The following is a 16,873-nucleotide window of genomic DNA, read 5'->3' as shown; positions in this document are numbered from 1 at the left end:
CAGCGCCTCACTCAATCAGGCAGAGGTGCCGCTTAGCTGATAAGATGCGCGGCGTTATTACTTAAGAGGATTGTTTCATGGCCACTAACCGCTCCCAGCGTCTGCGCAAAAAGCTCTGTGTAGACGAGTTCCAGGAATTGGGCTTCGAGCTGAACCTGGACTTCAAGGAAGACTTGGCTGACGAGGCAATCGATGCTTTCCTCGACGCGTTCTTGAAAGAGGCCATGGAAGCCAACGGTCTGGGCTATGTTGGCGGCGACGACTACGGTCTGGTTTGCCTGCAGAAGCGTGGCTCGGTTAGCGCTGAACAACGCGCTGCCGTTGAAGCCTGGCTCAAAGGCCGCACCGAGCTGACCAGCGTTGAAGTCAGCCCGCTGCTGGACGTCTGGTACCCGGAAAAACCGATCAATCCGGTAGCTTGATATTCAAAGGGCCATCCATCGTGATGGCCCTTTTTGATTCTGAAGATAAGAACTCTTATCATCAATTTAAGTTCCCCCCCCCGAACTCTCTCCCCTATTTCGCCCCCCCCTTACTTTCCGTGATCAAGCACGGGGACGATCCTATTCTTCTCACAGCATGCCTGGCATTTACCGCTTCTCTATTCCCACCCACATCTGAAATGCTGCATTTAGAATCCGGGTGTGTCGCCCGCAATCGGCTTGATGAACTCCATTCACTATCAATTACGGCGAAATCGCGGCAAATCTCAATTAGCTTTCGAGCACATTCCATCTCCTCAAATTGAGGTAAACGGATGGCGGGAGGGCTGCAGATTGGAATGTTGCGGTCGTGATAGGACTACCGTGGCACACCCCCGAGGGAGTGATCGGCTGAAAGCGGCTTGATGCTTGAAGGGAGGGCGGAAGAGCGGGGGGATTCAGAGAAAATAGTGGCAAGGCGTTTTTGACAACATTCAAACTATTTTGTGCTAATTAGCAAAACTTGAAATTCATCGACGCACAGTTTTTTGCGCAGACGCTGGGAACGGTTAGTCGCCATTGGAACAATCCTCATAAGTAATAACGGGCGGCACTTTAGCAGTTTAAGCCGCTAATTGCCCGACTCTCTGGGGTGCGTCGCTTACCGTCGGTAAAAAAATTGCGGATTAGAGGGCCAACGCAAGGCACAAGCCGTTACACCTTGGGGCATAATGCCGACACTTTCATGACCACTGAGGGAATTTATCTTCATGCCCTCGCCTTTTTTCCCCTCGAATGCAGGGTTGTATTTCAGATGATCAAATCTTTACGTCCATTGTTGCTGGCCGGTTTCCTTCTTCCTCTGGCCTTCTCCGTTTCCGCCGCTCCCATCAACACCGGTCTGTCACCCAACGTCGAAAAAGCCCTCAAGGCCAGCAAACTTCCGGACAGCGCCCTGTCGCTGGTGATGATTCCGCTGAACGGCCCGGGCACCCCGACCATCTTCAACGCTGACGTTTCGGTCAACCCGGCCTCGACCATGAAGCTGGTGACCACCTATGCCGCGCTGGAGATGCTCGGCCCGAACCATCAGTGGAAAACCGAGTTCTACACCGACGGCACCCTCAGCGGCGGCATCCTTAACGGCAACCTCTACCTCAAGGGTGGCGGCGATCCGAAACTGAACATGGAAAAACTCTGGCTGCTGATGCGTGACTTGCGCGCCAACGGCGTGACGCAAATCACCGGCGACCTGGTGCTGGACCGCGGCTTCTTCATGCAACCGCAACTGCCCGAGTTCAACGACGACGGCAATGACGACAACAAACCGTTCCTGGTCAAGCCCGACTCGCTGATGGTCAACCTCAAGGCCCTGCGTTTCGTGGCGCGCAACGACAACGGCCGGGTCCTGGTTTCGGTGGAGCCGCCGATTGCCAGCATCAACATCGAAAACCAGGTCAAAGCGATCAATTCCAAGCAATGCACCGGTGGCGTGCGTTACAACCCGGTAACGCAGCCGGATGGCAGCGTGACCGTGACGGTCGGCGGTCAGTTGGGCGATGGCTGCAGCTCGCAGACGTATCTGTCGCTGCTTGACCACGCGACCTACACCGCCGGTGCCGTGCGCGCGATCTGGAAAGAGCTGGGCGGCAGCATTCAGGGCAGGGATCGTCTGTCGCCAACGCCGAGCAACGCCAAGGTGCTGGCCCGGGCTTACTCGCCGGATCTGGCGGAAATCATTCGCGACATCAACAAATACAGCAACAACACCATGGCTCAGCAGCTGTTCCTCAGCCTGGGCCAGAAATTCCGTACCGATGCCGACGGTGACGACGCCAAGGCCGCCCAACGCGTGGTGCGTCAGTGGCTGGCGAAGAAAGGCATCACCGCGCCGCACCTGGTGATGGAAAACGGCTCCGGCCTGTCCCGCGCCGAACGGGTGAGCGCCCGTGAAATGGCGGCGATGCTGCAAGCCGCGTGGCGCAGCCCGTACTCCGCCGAGTTCATCAGTTCGATGCCGATTGCCGGCACCGACGGCACCATGCGCAAACGCCTGAAGACCACCGCGATGCGCGGCGAAGCTCACGTCAAGACCGGCACCCTGAACACCGTTCGCGCGATCTCCGGCTTCAGCCGTGACGTCAATGGCAACACCTGGGCGGTGGTGGCGATCCTCAACGACAAGGCCCCGTTTGGCGCTTCTTCGGTGCTGGATCAGGTGCTGCTGGACCTGTATCGCCAGCCGAAAGTGCCGGAAACAGCCTCCGTGCTGTAACCCAAATCCAAAGAACCCCATAGATCCAAATGTGGGAATGGGCCTTTGTGGCGAGGGGATTTATCCCCGTTGGGCTGCGAAGCGGCCCCGAATAGGACACTGCGGTGTATCAAATACACCGCAAGCAATGGTTTTACGACTGCTGCGCAGCCGAACGGGGCGGTGCGACGTTTCGCTAAATCCCCTCGCCACAAAGACCCGCTCTCACAAAGGTTTTGCATGGGTCTTAGCTGGTTTGCGGCTCGACCCGATCCCGTCCCGCCTGCTTCGCCGCGTACACCCCCGAATCCGCCCGCAGCAACAGCGCGTCCGCGCCCTCCCCGACTCGCCAACTGGCAATCCCGAAACTCGCGGTCACTGTGCCCACGCCCTCGATCGGTGAACTGCGCAATCCTTGCCACAGCTGCAAAGCCAGTACGTGCGCCTGTTCGCCATCGATGTCCGGGCACAGCACCATGAATTCCTCGCCCCCCAGGCGACAGAACACGTCGGTACGCCGCAAGCGATGACTGATGCGCTCGCACACGGCCTGCAACACCCGATCGCCCACGGCGTGGCCATGCAGGTCATTGATGCGCTTGAAGTGATCAATGTCGAGCATGATCACCGACAACTCGCCACCGCCGCGTTCGACCCGGGCCATTTCGGTGGTCAGGCGCTCCTGAAAGTAGCGGCGGTTGTGGATCCCGGTCAGAGAATCGGTGATCGACAGCGCCCGCAGCTCTTCTTCCACGCGCTTGAGGTCGGAAATGTCCGAGATGTAACCGTGCCAGAGCACGCCGCCCCCTGGCAGTTCCTCCGGGGTCGCCTCGCCGCGAACCCAGCGCAGACCGCGCTGAGGCAATTGCACGCGGTATTCCTCACGCCACGGGCTGAGCGTATCCGCCGATGCGCGGATCGAGGCGCGCACGCGGGTCGTGTCCTGCGGATGGATCCGCGTGAAAATCGCTTCCGCGTTGAACAGCAGCACATCCGGCTCGAGTTCGTAGATCTCGCGAATCCCGTCGCTGGCGTAAATCACGCTGAAACGACCGTCGAATTCCATCTTGAATTGATAAATGCCACCGGGCACATGGGCGCTGAGTTTTTTCAGCAACAGGTCGCGTGCGGCCAGGGCTTCGTAGACGCGCTTGCGTTCGGTGATGTCGATGCAGATTGCAAGATGCCCGACCCACAGGCCCTGCTCGTCGAGTACCGGGGTGGCCAGCATGTTCACGGTTAAATGGCTGCCGTCCTGACGGACCAGCGTCCACTCCCGCGCTTCGTGACCGCCCTCTTCTCCCCCTTCGACCAGCATCGCCTGACACGTGGGAATCGGCTTGCCATAGCGTGCACTCAACTCCGCCGAGCGTGCGACCAGCTCACGGGGAAAGTGCAGGTTTTCCAGGGTCATTCGCCCGACCACTTCAGCGTTGGAGTAACCCAGCATCTGCTCGGCTCCGGCGTTGAAAGTGCTGATGACGCCACGCAGGTCGGTGGCGATGATCGCCACTTGCGTCGCGGCATTCAGCACGCCGCGCAACTGCCCGTGAGTGCCACGCAGCTCCTGCTCGCGGGCGTGCAATTCCTGGGTGCGCTGCTCGACCATTTTCAGCGCGCGCTGGCGTTGGCTGACCAACACGTACAACAGCGCACTGAGTAGCACACTGAGCAAGCTGCCAAGCACCACCAGGCTGGTCACCGAGGAATGGTTGGCTTTCAGAAAGGCTTCGCTGGGCAGGATGTCGACTTGATAGTCGTGGTCGGCCATACGCAGCAGGCGGGTCGCGGACAATTCGCTAGGCGCTGGCGAGTTATAGGACTCATAAAGCACCTCGTGCTGATCGTCGGTGGACAAGTCGAGGATGCGCACCGAAAGATAGTCGTAACTGGCCTCCGGCAACCCGTCCGCCAGCAACTGGCGCATGCTGATCACCGCCATGACATAACCGTAGGGTTTCGTGGCCGGCGTCGCCGCATCACTCTGACGTTTCACCGGCGCCACCAGCAGCACACCCCGGGCATAGGCCGGCTCGATGCCGACCAGATGCATCGGTTGCGACACCGCCATGCTGCCCGATTTGTCAGCCCGATCAAGGGTGGCGCGGCGCAACGGCTGGGCGAACAAATCGTAGCCGAGCGGCGAGCCCAGCCGGCTGCGGGTCTGGCTGTAGAGCACTGCCACGTACTCATCCCGCTCGGCGGCCAATTGCAGTTGACCCTCGGCATTGAGCTCACGCAGGGTGAAGTCGCTCAAACCTTCTTCTTCGCGCACCTTGCGCTCGAACTCCGCCCGCTCGGCGCCGGTCACCCGTGCAGCGAATGAATACGCCTGAGTGCGGTGCAGCAGGGGTTGGGTGTAGCCGTCGAACTCCTCGCGGGAGACCGACTCGGAATTGGCAAAGAACCGGCGCAGGCCGTCGAGGCGCTGCTCCTGATCTTCGAAACGTTCTTCGATACGGCTGTAACGTTCGCTGGCGAGCAGCTGGAAACGTTGACGCAATTGATGGTGAAACAGACTCAGTGTCGACCAGGCCAGCAATCCGGTAAGAATTCCGCCGATGAGCAACACCAGCAGCGCGACCAGCCAGGCCGAGACATCTTCACTGATAAAACCCAGGATCTTCGGGCGCACGGCGTGCAACGACATAGACGCAACTCAAAACGCCAGGTGCGGGAAAGCCCATTGGCCATGAGTTGAGTTATAGCTATTAGCCACTAATTTGACCAGCACAGAAAGAACCAAAGAGCCTTTAAAAATCAAGGCTCTGTGGATCCAATCGCTTGGGTGTCAACGGGCCGTGATTTTCCAGGCACGGTGGATCTTGCCATTACGGGCGAAATCCGGATCGATGGTCTGGGCGGTGATTTCTTCAATGGCATAACGCTCGGCGAGATTTTCCTCGAGCGTGAACTTGCGGAAGTTGTTGGAGAAGTACAACACGCCGCCTGGCGCCAGGCGTGCCATGGCCAGATCGATCAATTGCACCTGGTCGCGCTGCACGTCGAAGATCCCTTCCATGCGCTTGGAGTTGGAGAACGTCGGCGGGTCGATGAAGATCAGGTCGTACTCGTCACGGCAGGCATCGAGCCACGCCATCACGTCACCCTGCTCCAGACGGTTCTTGTCAGAGAAACCGTTCAGCGACAGGTTGCGACGCGCCCAGTCCAGGTAGGTTTTCGACAGGTCGACGCTGGTGGTGCTGCGCGCGCCGCCCTTGGCCGCATGAACACTGGCCGTCGCGGTGTAGCAATACAGGTTGAGGAAGCGCTTGCCCGCCGCCTCTTTCTGGATGCGCATGCGCATTGGACGGTGATCGAGGAACAGCCCGGTGTCGAGGTAGTCGGTGAGGTTGACCAGCAGCTTGACGCCACCTTCGTTGACCTCGACGAACTTGCCCTGCGCCGCCTGGCGCTCGTACTGCTTGGTGCCGCTCTGACGCTCGCGACGCTTGACCACCACGCGGTGCTTGTCGATGTTCAAGGCCTGCGGAATGGCCGCCAGGGCGTCGAACATGCGCGCCGAGGCTTTTTCCGGGTCGATGGATTTCGGCGCGGCGTATTCCTGGACGTGGACCCAATCCTGGTACAGGTCGATGGCCATGGAGTATTCCGGCATGTCGGCATCGTAGACGCGGTAGCAGTCGATGCCTTCACGCTTGACCCACTTGCCCATCGCCTTGAGATTCTTTTGCAGGCGGTTGGCAAACATCTGCCCGCCTTCGCTCAAGCGCGGTTGCTCGATTACCGGAGCGGGTGCCGCGGCCGGTTTGATCGGGTTACCGTTTTTGTTGTACTGGCGTTCCTGCGGCTCGTTCGGCGCCTGATCGTATTCCGCCTGCTCACGCTCGACCTGACGCTGTTCCGGGGTGCGACGCTCGCCGGTGACGAACTGGTCCGGCGTAACTTTGATCAGCAGCAATTTGCACGGCAAGGCGCCGTTCCAGAACGAATACTGTTTGTGGCTGCGAATGCCCATGCGCTTGCCCAGGTCCGGCGCGCCGGTGAACACCGCCGCTTCCCAGTTCAGGCAGGCCTGACGCAGGCGCTCGCCGAGGTTCTGGTAGAGGTAGAGCAAGCTCGCCTCGTCGCCCAGACGCTCGCCGTACGGCGGATTGCAGATCACCAGGCCTTTCTGGTTCTGGTCCGGACGCGGCTCGAACGTGCCGACTTCGCCTTGGTAGATCTTGATCCACTCGCTCAGGCCCGCACGCTCGACGTTGTTGCGGCCCGGTTGAATCAGGCGCGGATCGGCTTCATAACCGCGAATCCACAGCGGTGGCTTGGCCAGCCCGGCGGCGGCGCGCTCAGTGGCTTCTTCGTGGAGCTTTTTCCACAACGCCGGGACGTGACCGAGCCAGGCGGTGAAGCCCCATTGCTCACGACGCAGGTTCGGCGCCATGTCGGCGGCGATCATTGCCGCTTCGACGAGGAACGTACCGACACCGCACATCGGGTCAGCCAGTGCGCCGCCATCGGCCGCGATACGTGGCCAGCCGGAACGGATCAGGATCGCCGCCGCGAGGTTTTCCTTCAGCGGCGCCGCGCCCTGCTGCAAGCGATAACCGCGCTGGTGCAGGCTGTGGCCGGAGAGGTCGAGCGAGAGAATGGCTTCGCCACGGTCCAGGCGCAGGTGAATGCGCAGGTCAGGGTTGAGCTTGTCGATGGACGGACGGTCGCCTTGCGGGGTGCGCAGTTTGTCGACGATGGCGTCTTTGACTTTCAGGGCGCCGAAGTGGGTGTTGTCGATGCCCGAGCCGTGGCCGCTGAATTCGACGGCCAGGGTGCCGTCGTTGAGCATGTGGTCTTGCCACTCGATATCGAGCACGCCGTGGTACAGGTCTTCAGCGTCTTTCATCGGGAAGCGCTTGAGCACCAACAGCACCCGGTTCGCCAGACGCGACCACAGGCACAGGCGATAAGCGGTTTCCATGGTGGCCATGCCGCGCACAGCCGAGGTGTGCTCACGCGCTTCTTCAAGGCCAAGCCCGATGGCTTCCTCGATGAGCAGGCCTTCAAGGCCTTTTGGGCAAGTGAGGAAGATTTCAAATTGATCGGACATTGGAATTTCAGAGCCTTTAGCTAAGTGGACCGGCAACGCGTTGCCGGCCCGTTTTTCAATCAGGCGCTTTTCTAAAAGAGCGCCCGCGTGGCACGAAGGTGTGCCGTCCCACCCGTGCTGCTCAGGTTAGAAGAGCTTAGATGCACAGGCAGATAAAAAAGTTGAAGCAACAAAATGTCATAAGTCGACCCTTCGTCGAATAGTCCTCCTGCTCAACAGGAGCCATTCTCACTAAAGGATTAACCCCATCATCCTGCGGGGGGCCGATCATACAGGGCTTTGACCAATAAACACGGGACAAACTTCCTGTTACTTATGGCCTTAGCATCTTTATGGTTACGTTCTTATGACAAAACGATCATTCCCTCGATGTGACGCATTGGTTAGAACTCAACACAGGTTGACGTCGCAACGGCGTCAACACCTTGGCTCGCGACGCCGGCAGCGAGCCCCAACGGCAGGAGTTTTTTTCTGCCAGACCTCAATTGAGGTCGACGCGATAAATACAGTCAACAAGTGAGGGCAACACCCTATGAGAAGACTTAAGCGTGATCCGTTGGAAAGAGCATTTTTGCGCGGATATCAATATGGCGTTGGTGGCAAATCCCGTGAGCTTTGCCCATTTACTCTACCGTCGGTACGCCAAGCCTGGATTAACGGCTGGCGAGAAGGACGCGGCGACAACTGGGACGGTATGACCGGCACTGCGGGAATCCACAGACTCAACGAACTTCACGCCGTCGGCTAATTACAGGGCCAAACACTCCGACACGACAATCTGATTACTGAACGACTTAACCACGCACGCCCCATCCGGGCGGCGGGCTCCGGCCCAGGGGCACCTTCGAGGTGCCCTTTTTTATGCCCGTAAAAAACACACGGGGGAAATCGCTTTTGTGGCGAGGGGATTTATCCCCGTTGGGTCGCGAAGCGGCCCCAAACCCAGTCAACTCGGTGAATCAGTCAAAATTCATTGGCAGGATTTACGACGGCTTCGCCGCCGAACGGGGATAAATCCCCTCGCCACAAAAGCCGGCTCCTACAAGGTTCAGCGCAAGGCGGCGATAGCGTCGACGGACTCGCGAATCAGCGCCGGGCCTTTGTAGATGAAGCCGGAGTAGAGTTGCACCAGGCTTGCACCCGCAGCGATTTTCTCGGCTGCGTGCTTGCCTTCGGTGATGCCGCCCACGGCGATGATCGGCAAGCGCCCGGCCAGTTCGGTGGCCAGTACCTTCACGGTGTGGGTGCTCTTGTCGCGAACCGGTGCGCCGGACAGACCGCCCGCCTCGTCACCGTGTTCCATGCCTTCGACGCCCACGCGGCTCAGGGTGGTATTGGTGGCAATCACCGCATCCATCCCGGTTTCGATCAACGCCTGCGCAACCTGCGCGGTTTCTTCGTCGGTCATGTCCGGCGCGATCTTGATCGCCAGCGGTACATGTTTGCCGTGGCGCAGGGCCAGTTCGGCGCGACGGGTCGCCAGATCGGCGAGCAATTGCTTGAGCGAATCGCCGAATTGAAGGCTGCGCAGGCCCGGGGTGTTCGGCGAACTGACGTTGACCGTCACGTAGCTGGCGTGGGCGTAGACCTTGTCCAGGCAGATCAGGTAATCGTCGACTGCGCGTTCAACCGGTGTATCGAAGTTCTTGCCGATATTGATGCCCAGCACGCCCTTGTACTTGGCCGCCGCCACGCGGGCCAGCAGGTGATCGACGCCGAGGTTGTTGAACCCCATGCGGTTGATGATCGCCTCGGCATCCGGCAGACGGAAAATCCGTGGTTTCGGGTTGCCCGGCTGCGGACGCGGGGTGATGGTGCCGATTTCGACAAAGCCGAAACCCAGCTGGGCAAAACCGTCGATGGCCGCGCCGTTCTTGTCCAGACCAGCTGCCAGACCCACCGGGTTCGGGAATTCCAGGCCCATGACGCTCACCGGCATTTTCGCCGGCGCCTTGCACAGCAAACCGTTGAGGCCCAAACGTCCGCCCGCGCCGATCAGGTCCAGGGACAGATCGTGGGAGGTTTCCGGGGAAACTTTGAACAACAGCTGACGGGCCAGGGTGTACATGGGCGGTTTTGACTCGATTGGCGGCGAAATGAGGCGGCGATTATAGCCGGGCATCGCGGTCGCAAGCGAGGCGCACAACAAAATCAGCGGGCGATGGCATATGCCTTGCACCGTCACTGACATCAGCACTCATGCCAACGGCGGGATGAGTCGAAAGACAAAGGCGTCGTCACTTGGCCTTGCCCCGGCAAGCAGCCCGGTACGGCGCTTTTTTTTTGGAAGGTGTTAGCCATGAATGAAACTACAGCGGGCCCGTTGGCCTGGGTCAATGGCAGCGATGCCCCGGAAAAGACTGAAATCAATCTTGGCTTCATGGCCCTGAGTGACTGCGCCTCCGTGGTGGTCGCGGCCACGCAGGGTTTCGCACAGCCTTACGGCCTGACCCTGAACCTCAAGCGCCAGTCATCCTGGGCTAACTTGCGGGACAAACTGGTCAGCGGCGAACTCGACGCCGCCCACAGCCTGTACGGTCTGATTTACGCCGTGCACCTGGGCATCGGCGGCGTAGCGCCGACCGACATGGCGGTGCTTATGGGCCTGAACCAGAACGGCCAGAGCATCAATCTTTCTCACGGTTTGCAAGCCTGCGGGGTGACCAGTCCTGAAGCACTGCACGGGCACGTGCACCAAAGTCGCCCAAAACTGACCTTCGCCCAGACATTTCCTACCGGCACCCACGCCATGTGGCTGTATTACTGGCTCGCGAGCCAGGGCATTCATCCGTTGCACGACGTCGACAGCGTGGTGGTGCCGCCGCCACAGATGGTCGCGCACCTGCAAGCCGGGCGCATCGATGGCTTCTGCGTCGGCGAGCCGTGGTCCGCCAGCGCAGTGAAGCAAAACCTGGGGTTCACGATGGCGACGAGCCAAAGCATCTGGCCCGATCACCCGGAAAAAGTCCTCGGCTGCACCTGCGCCTTTGTCGAGCAATACCCCAACACCGCCCGGGCGCTGGTGATGGCGATCCTCGAAGCCAGTCGCTTCATCGAAGAAAGCAGCGAAAACCGCCGCAGCACCGCGAAGCTGTTGAGCGCACCCGAATACCTCGATGCACCGCTCGATTGCATCGAACCGCGCTTGCTCGGCGACTACGCCGATGGCCTCGGCAATCGTTGGCTGGACCCGCACGCGTTGCGCTTCCATGCGGGCGGCGAAGTCAACCTGCCGTACTTGTCCGACGGCATGTGGTTCATGACCCAGTTCCGCCGCTGGGGCTTGTTGCGCGACGACCCGGATTACCTCGGCGTGGCCCGTCAGGTCCAGCAACTAGACTTGTACCGTGAGGCCGCCAGTGCAGTCGGTGTGGCCTTTGAGGGGCAGGAAATGCGCGGCAGCCAGTTGATCGACGGCAAAATCTGGGACGGCTCCGACCCTGCTGGCTATGCCCGCAGTTTCAAGCTGCATGCCATGAGCGACAGCTCGCACCGAATCGCCAGCCGCTGACAGGAGACTGCCAATATGTTGCGTATCCTGCTGATCAACGACACTGCGAAGAAAGTCGGCCGTTTGAAAGCGGCCCTGACCGAGGCCGGGTTCGAGGTCATCGACGAATCCGGCCTGACCATTGACCTGCCCGCGCGCGTCGAAACGGTGCGTCCGGACGTGATCCTGATCGATACCGAGTCACCGAGCCGCGATGTGATGGAGCAAGTGGTGCTGGTTTCACGCGATCAGCCGCGGCCGATTGTGATGTTTACTGACGAACACGACCCCGAAGTGATGCGCCAGGCGATCAAGTCCGGGGTCAGTGCCTACATCGTCGAAGGCATTCACGCACAACGCTTGCAGCCGATTCTCGACGTGGCCATGGCGCGCTTTGAAAGCGACCAGGCCCTGCGCGCCCAACTCAACGCCCGCGACCAGCAACTGGCCGAGCGCAAGCGCATCGAGCTGGCCAAAGGGCTGCTGATGAAGATGAAGGACTGCAACGAGGAAGAGGCCTACACCCTGATGCGGCGCCAGGCGATGAGCCGGCAGCAGAAGCTGATTCAGGTGGCGGAGCAGATTATTGCCATGAGTGAACTGCTTGGCTGAGGTATTGCGGTGCCCTTCAGGGCCCCATCGCGAGCAGGCTCGCTCCCACAGGGGAATTGCGTCGTACACAAAATAACTGTGGGAGCGAGCCTGCTCGCGATTGGCCACAACTCGGTATCAAAGTGTTGGCACAAATCTGGCTAAGTAATCCACACAGGTAACCAACGGCGGTTGCCCCACCTACGACAAAGACGTCGCTCACCTCATTTGCCCATGGCGAATCCGGTGGCGGCGTTTTTTTGTTTTGGCCCCGCAGATCGGGGCCGGTGGTGCGGCCGATGCGGCGCCCCACCTGCAAGCTTCTGACTCTTTCTCGAGACTCCCTACAGCTGAGGTGCGCGATGAATTCAAGCTTCTGGAAATCCGGTCATACGCCGACATTGTTCGCGGCGTTTCTCTATTTCGATCTGAGTTTCATGGTCTGGTACCTGCTCGGCCCCTTGGCGGTGCAGATCGCCGCCGACCTGCACCTGACCACCCAACAGCGCGGGCTGGTGGTGGCCACGCCGATTCTGGCCGGTGCCGTGCTGCGCTTTGTCATGGGCTTGCTGGCTGATCGCCTGTCGCCAAAAACTGCCGGGCTGATTGGCCAGGTGATCGTCATCTGTGCACTGTTTGGCGCCTGGAAACTCGGCATCCACAGCTACGAGCAAGCGCTGGTGCTGGGCCTGTTCCTCGGCATGGCCGGTGCGTCGTTCGCCGTCGCGCTGCCGCTGGCCTCGCAGTGGTATCCGCCGCAGCATCAAGGCAAAGCCCTGGGCATCGCCGGTGCCGGTAACTCGGGCACCGTGCTCGCCGCATTGATCGCTCCGGTGCTGGCCGCCGCTTTCGGCTGGAGCAACGTGTTCGGTTTCGCCCTGATCCCGCTGATCCTGACCATCATCGTCTTCGCCTGGCTGGCCAAAAACGCCCCTGAACGGCCGAAAGCCAAGTCCATGTCCGACTACTTGAAGGCATTGGGCGACCGCGACAGTTGGTGGTTCATGTTTTTCTACAGCGTGACGTTCGGCGGGTTCATCGGTCTGGCTAGCGCCCTGCCCGGCTACTTCAACGACCAATACGGCCTGAGCCCGGTGACCGCCGGCTACTACACCGCGGCCTGCGTGTTCGGTGGCAGCCTGATGCGTCCTTTGGGCGGCGCGCTGGCCGATCGATTCGGCGGGATTCGCACCTTGCTGGGGATGTACACGGTCGCAGCGATCTGCATCGCGGCGGTGGGTTTCAACCTGCCGAGTTCCTACGCGGCACTGGCGCTTTTCGTCTGCACCATGCTCGGTCTGGGTGCAGGTAACGGCGCGGTTTTCCAACTGGTCCCGCAGCGTTTTCGTCGGGAGATCGGCGTGATGACCGGTTTGATCGGCATGGCCGGCGGCATCGGCGGCTTCGCCCTCGCGGCAGGTATGGGCGCGATCAAGCAAAGCACCGGCAGCTATCAACTGGCCTTGTGGTTGTTCGCCAGCCTCGGCGTGCTCGCCTGGTTTGGTCTGCACGGGGTGAAACGTCGCTGGAGAACCACTTGGGGTTCGGCAGCCGTGACCGCTGCTCGAGTCTGAAGTCTTAATGAGCCTGCAACTGAGTTTTGCCGAAGCGAGCGCCATCGGCCCTCGCGAGGAAAATCAGGACGCCCTGCGCCTGGTCACTCCGGCCCCGGCGCTGGCGGCGAGCAAGGGTTACCTGTTCGCCATCGCCGACGGCGTGAGCCAGTGCGCCGACGGCGGTCTCGCTGCCCGCTCGACCTTGCAAGCCCTGGCGCTGGACTATTACGCCACCCCGGAAACCTGGGGTGTCGCGCAGGCGCTGGACCGCCTGTTATTGGCGCAAAATCGCTGGTTGCAGGCCAATGGCGGCGGGCAACCGCTGCTCACCACGGTCAGCGCTTTGGTCATGCGGGGTAGACGTTTTACCCTGGCCCATGTGGGCGATTGCCGGGTTTATCGCTGGCACGCCGACACGTTGCAACGGGTCAGCGAGGATCACGTCTGGGACCAGCCGGGCATGCAGCATGTGCTCAAACGGGCACTGGGGCTCGATCAGCATTTGGTCCTGGATTTTCTCGATGGCGAGTTGGTGTTAAACGAAAGCTTTGTGCTGCTCAGCGATGGCATCTGGGCTGTGCTGGGCGACACGGCCATTGCCGCGATTCTGCGCGATCAACCGGACCTGCACAGCGCTGCGCAAACCCTGGTCAGCGCAGCGCATCTGGCCGGCAGCCAGGACAATGCCAGCGCTCTGCTGGTGCGGGTCGATGCCCTCGGTGAAACGAGCATCGGCGACGCGTTGATTCATTTGCAGCAATGGCCGCTGCCACCCGCACTGAAACCGGGCCAGACGTTCGAGGGTTGGCAGGTCGAAGGGATTCTCGGCCAGAGCCAGCAGTCACTGCTCTATCGGGTTCGCGACAGCCAACAACAACCCTGGTTGCTGAAAACCTTGCCCGCTGCACTGTGCGACGATCACCTGGCCGGGCAGGCATTACTCTCGGAGGAATGGTTTCTCAAGCGTGTCGCCGGACGGCATTTCCCTGAAGTTCATGCCGCCAGTCAGCGTCAGCATTTGTACTACGTGATGCGCGAATATAGCGGATCGACCCTCGCCGAACTGCACGAACGGGTTGCAGCGTTGCCGCTGGCGCAGTGGCAGGACCTGGCCGAGCGCCTGCTAAAGGCCGTCGGCATGCTGCATCGCCGGCAAATTCTTCACCGCGACATCAAACCGGAAAACCTGTTGTTGGGGGACGACGGTGAGTTGCGTCTGCTGGATTTCGGCCTCGCCTACTGCCCGGGTCTGTCCGAGGATCAGCCCACGACCCTGCCCGGAACACCGAGCTATATCGCGCCGGAAGCCTTTCGCGGTGACGCACCGACGCCGCAGCAGGACTTGTATGCCGTCGGCGTGACCCTGTATTTCCTGTTGACCGGGCATTACCCCTACGGCGAGATCGAAGCCTTCCAGCGTCCACGGTTTGGTATCCCCGTCAGCGCCAGCCGCTACCGCCCCGACCTGCCGGACTGGATCGCCCAAAGCCTGGAGCGCGCGGTGGCGGCGGATCCGGGCCAGCGCTTTGAAACGGCGGAAGAATGGTTGCTGCTGTTGGAACAGGGCGAGCGACGCAGTTTGAGTGTGCGGCCCAGGCCGCTGCTGGAGCGTGAACCGTTGAAGGTCTGGCGGACGTTGGCGCTGGTGTCGTTGGTGGTGAATCTGGTGCTATTGGTTTTGCTGTTTCACTCATCCTGACTCGAACCAGATCCACTGTGGCGAGGGAGCTTGCTCCCGTTCGACCACGCAGCGGTCGCAGAATGTTTGGGTCTGCTTTGCAGCCCAGCGGGAGCAAGCTCCCTCGCCACAAGTTTCACATGCGCCAAGACCGGGCAACCCGCCTCGAATCGGTGCAGAAACAGTGAGTGTGACCCTGAAATCCTGCTCAGAGCCCACTAAACCCGAATCATCAACGACTTGGCACAACCACTGCATTACCTCTCCCAACAGACATAAAGCCCAGCCTTCAACGACGAAGGGTGCGCTTCCCGAGAGAACGGGACCAGGACAAAGGCGTCCTCGCTAGGCAACTAGCGGGACGCCTTTTTTTGTTTGCGCAAAATATGTCGAGCAAGACCTGAACGCCTGTCGAGGCGGGTCCGAGCTCCCCGGAGAACCTGATGAAAAAACTAAAACTGGTGATGATCGGCAACGGCATGGCCGGGGTTCGCACCCTGGAAGAACTGCTCAAGCTGAGTAATGAGCTGTACGACATCACGGTCTTCGGCGCCGAACCCCATACCAACTACAACCGCATCCTGCTGTCGCCGGTACTGGCCGGTGAGCAGACGTTCGAAGAGATCGAACTCAACGATCTCGACTGGTACCTGGACAACAACATCAAGTTGCTGCTCAACCGCAAAGTGGTGGAGATCGACCGGATCAAACGCCGCGTGATCGCCGAAGACGGCACCGAGGCCGAATACGACCGCCTGCTGATCGCGACCGGCTCGACCCCGTTCATCCTGCCGATTCCCGGCAACACTTTGCAGGGCGTTATCGGCTACCGCGACATCGCCGACACCCAGGCCATGATCAACACCGCAAAAACCCACAAGCACGCCGTGGTGATCGGTGGCGGCCTGCTCGGCCTCGAAGCCGCTAACGGCCTGATGCTGCGCGGCATGCACGTCACCGTCGTGCACATCGGTGAGTGGCTGCTGGAACGGCAACTGGATAAAACCAGTGGCCAACTCCTGCAAACTGCCCTGGAAGCCCGTGGCCTGCACTTTCGCCTGAACGAACAGACCCAGGCCCTGCACGATGCTGGCGACGGCCGGGTCGGCTCGGTTGAATTCAAGAACGGCGACATCATCCCCGCCGACCTGGTGGTCATGGCCGCCGGTATCCGCCCACGTACAGAGTTGGCGGAAAAATCCGGCATCCCCTGCCTTCGCGGGATTCTGGTCAATGACACGATGCAAACCTACGACCCTCGGGTGTACGCCATCGGTGAATGCGCCAGCCACCGTGGCACCGCGTACGGCCTGGTCGCGCCGTTGTTCGAGCAAGCCAAGGTCTGCGCCAACCACCTCGCGCAACTGGGCTTCGCCACCTACAAAGGCTCGGTGACCTCGACCAAATTGAAAGTCACCGGCATCGACCTGTTTTCCGCCGGCGACTTCATGGGCGGCGAAGGCACCGAAACCATCACCCTTTCCGACCCGATCGGCGGGGTCTACAAAAAACTGGTGATCAAGGATGACGTGCTGGTCGGCGCCTGTCTGTACGGCGATACGGAAGATGGCGGTTGGTATTTCCGGCAGATCCGTGAGAATCACGCCATCGACGAGATCCGCGACCACCTGATGTTTGGCAGCTCTTCGTTTCTGGGGCTGGCCCTCGGCGACGCAGGACACCCTGGCCGGGAAGCAAGCTGATGAACCAGATCACCGCTTCCACCTGCTGCTACTGCGGGGTCGGCTGTGGCGTGCTGATCGAGCATGACGGCGAGCACATCCTCGGCGTCAGCGGCGATCCAAGCCACCCGGCCAACT

At 60.5% G+C, this 16,873-nt stretch carries 10 protein-coding genes and 1 pseudogene; 8 read left to right on the top strand and 3 right to left on the bottom strand.

Annotated elements, in window-relative coordinates; all coding sequences use genetic code 11:
- Nucleotides 1-77 precede the first annotated feature (77 nt).
- Nucleotides 78-422 (top strand): YggL family protein, encoded by a 345-nt coding sequence (locus ACRC4F_RS19870; RefSeq protein ID WP_007971486.1) that lies wholly within the window; start codon nt 78-80, stop codon nt 420-422.
- Between the two features lie 814 nt (nt 423-1,236).
- Nucleotides 1,237-2,697, top strand: a complete 1,461-nt coding sequence (gene dacB, locus ACRC4F_RS19865; RefSeq protein WP_438660864.1) for a D-alanyl-D-alanine carboxypeptidase/D-alanyl-D-alanine endopeptidase — start codon at nt 1,237-1,239, stop codon at nt 2,695-2,697.
- A 226-nt stretch (nt 2,698-2,923) separates the two neighbouring features.
- Here dacB and ACRC4F_RS19860 read toward each other — a convergent pair whose 3' ends face one another.
- Nucleotides 2,924-5,326, bottom strand: coding sequence for a sensor domain-containing diguanylate cyclase (locus ACRC4F_RS19860; RefSeq protein WP_438660863.1), 2,403 nt, complete (start codon nt 5,324-5,326; stop codon nt 2,924-2,926).
- Nucleotides 5,327-5,467: 141 nt separating this feature from the next.
- Nucleotides 5,468-7,738, bottom strand: coding sequence for a bifunctional 23S rRNA (guanine(2069)-N(7))-methyltransferase RlmK/23S rRNA (guanine(2445)-N(2))-methyltransferase RlmL (gene rlmKL, locus ACRC4F_RS19855; RefSeq protein WP_438660862.1), 2,271 nt, complete (start codon nt 7,736-7,738; stop codon nt 5,468-5,470).
- A 532-nt stretch (nt 7,739-8,270) separates the two neighbouring features.
- Here rlmKL and rmf point away from each other — a divergent pair.
- Nucleotides 8,271-8,486 (top strand): ribosome modulation factor, encoded by a 216-nt coding sequence (gene rmf, locus ACRC4F_RS19850; protein ID WP_003223300.1) that lies wholly within the window; start codon nt 8,271-8,273, stop codon nt 8,484-8,486.
- Nucleotides 8,487-8,786: 300 nt separating this feature from the next.
- Here the strand turns inward: rmf and ACRC4F_RS19845 are convergent, their stop codons facing one another.
- Entirely contained in the window at nt 8,787-9,806 is a 1,020-nt protein-coding gene (locus tag ACRC4F_RS19845; RefSeq protein ID WP_438660861.1) for a quinone-dependent dihydroorotate dehydrogenase, read from the bottom strand.
- A gap of 231 nt (nt 9,807-10,037) precedes the next feature.
- On the opposite strand from ACRC4F_RS19845, the gene ACRC4F_RS19840 reads away from it, so the two are divergent.
- The 5 genes and pseudogenes from ACRC4F_RS19840 to ACRC4F_RS19820 all read left to right on the top strand — a co-directional run.
- Nucleotides 10,038-11,249 carry a CmpA/NrtA family ABC transporter substrate-binding protein gene (locus ACRC4F_RS19840; RefSeq protein WP_438660860.1) on the top strand — a complete coding sequence of 404 codons (1,212 nt, stop codon included), beginning with the start codon at nt 10,038-10,040 and terminating at the stop codon, nt 11,247-11,249.
- A 15-nt stretch (nt 11,250-11,264) separates the two neighbouring features.
- Entirely contained in the window at nt 11,265-11,840 is a 576-nt protein-coding gene (locus ACRC4F_RS19835) for an ANTAR domain-containing response regulator (protein WP_438660859.1), read from the top strand.
- Nucleotides 11,841-12,181: 341 nt separating this feature from the next.
- Nucleotides 12,182-13,393 (top strand): nitrate/nitrite transporter, encoded by a 1,212-nt coding sequence (locus ACRC4F_RS19830; RefSeq protein WP_438660858.1) that lies wholly within the window; start codon nt 12,182-12,184, stop codon nt 13,391-13,393.
- A 7-nt stretch (nt 13,394-13,400) separates the two neighbouring features.
- The gene (locus tag ACRC4F_RS19825) at nt 13,401-15,074 is read left to right on the top strand and encodes a protein kinase domain-containing protein (RefSeq protein WP_438660857.1); all 1,674 of its coding nucleotides are present in this window, start codon (nt 13,401-13,403) and stop codon (nt 15,072-15,074) included.
- Nucleotides 15,075-15,496: 422 nt separating this feature from the next.
- A pseudogene (locus tag ACRC4F_RS19820) lies at nt 15,497-16,848 on the top strand (FAD-dependent oxidoreductase); the annotation flags it as partial.
- Nucleotides 16,849-16,873 lie beyond the last annotated feature (25 nt).

This window comes from Pseudomonas sp. (genome assembly GCF_051660785.1).
Lineage (GTDB): Bacteria > Pseudomonadota > Gammaproteobacteria > Pseudomonadales > Pseudomonadaceae > Aquipseudomonas.
The sequence above is the reverse complement of the archived record's forward strand: the minus strand, read 5'-3'. Positions and strand labels throughout refer to the sequence as shown.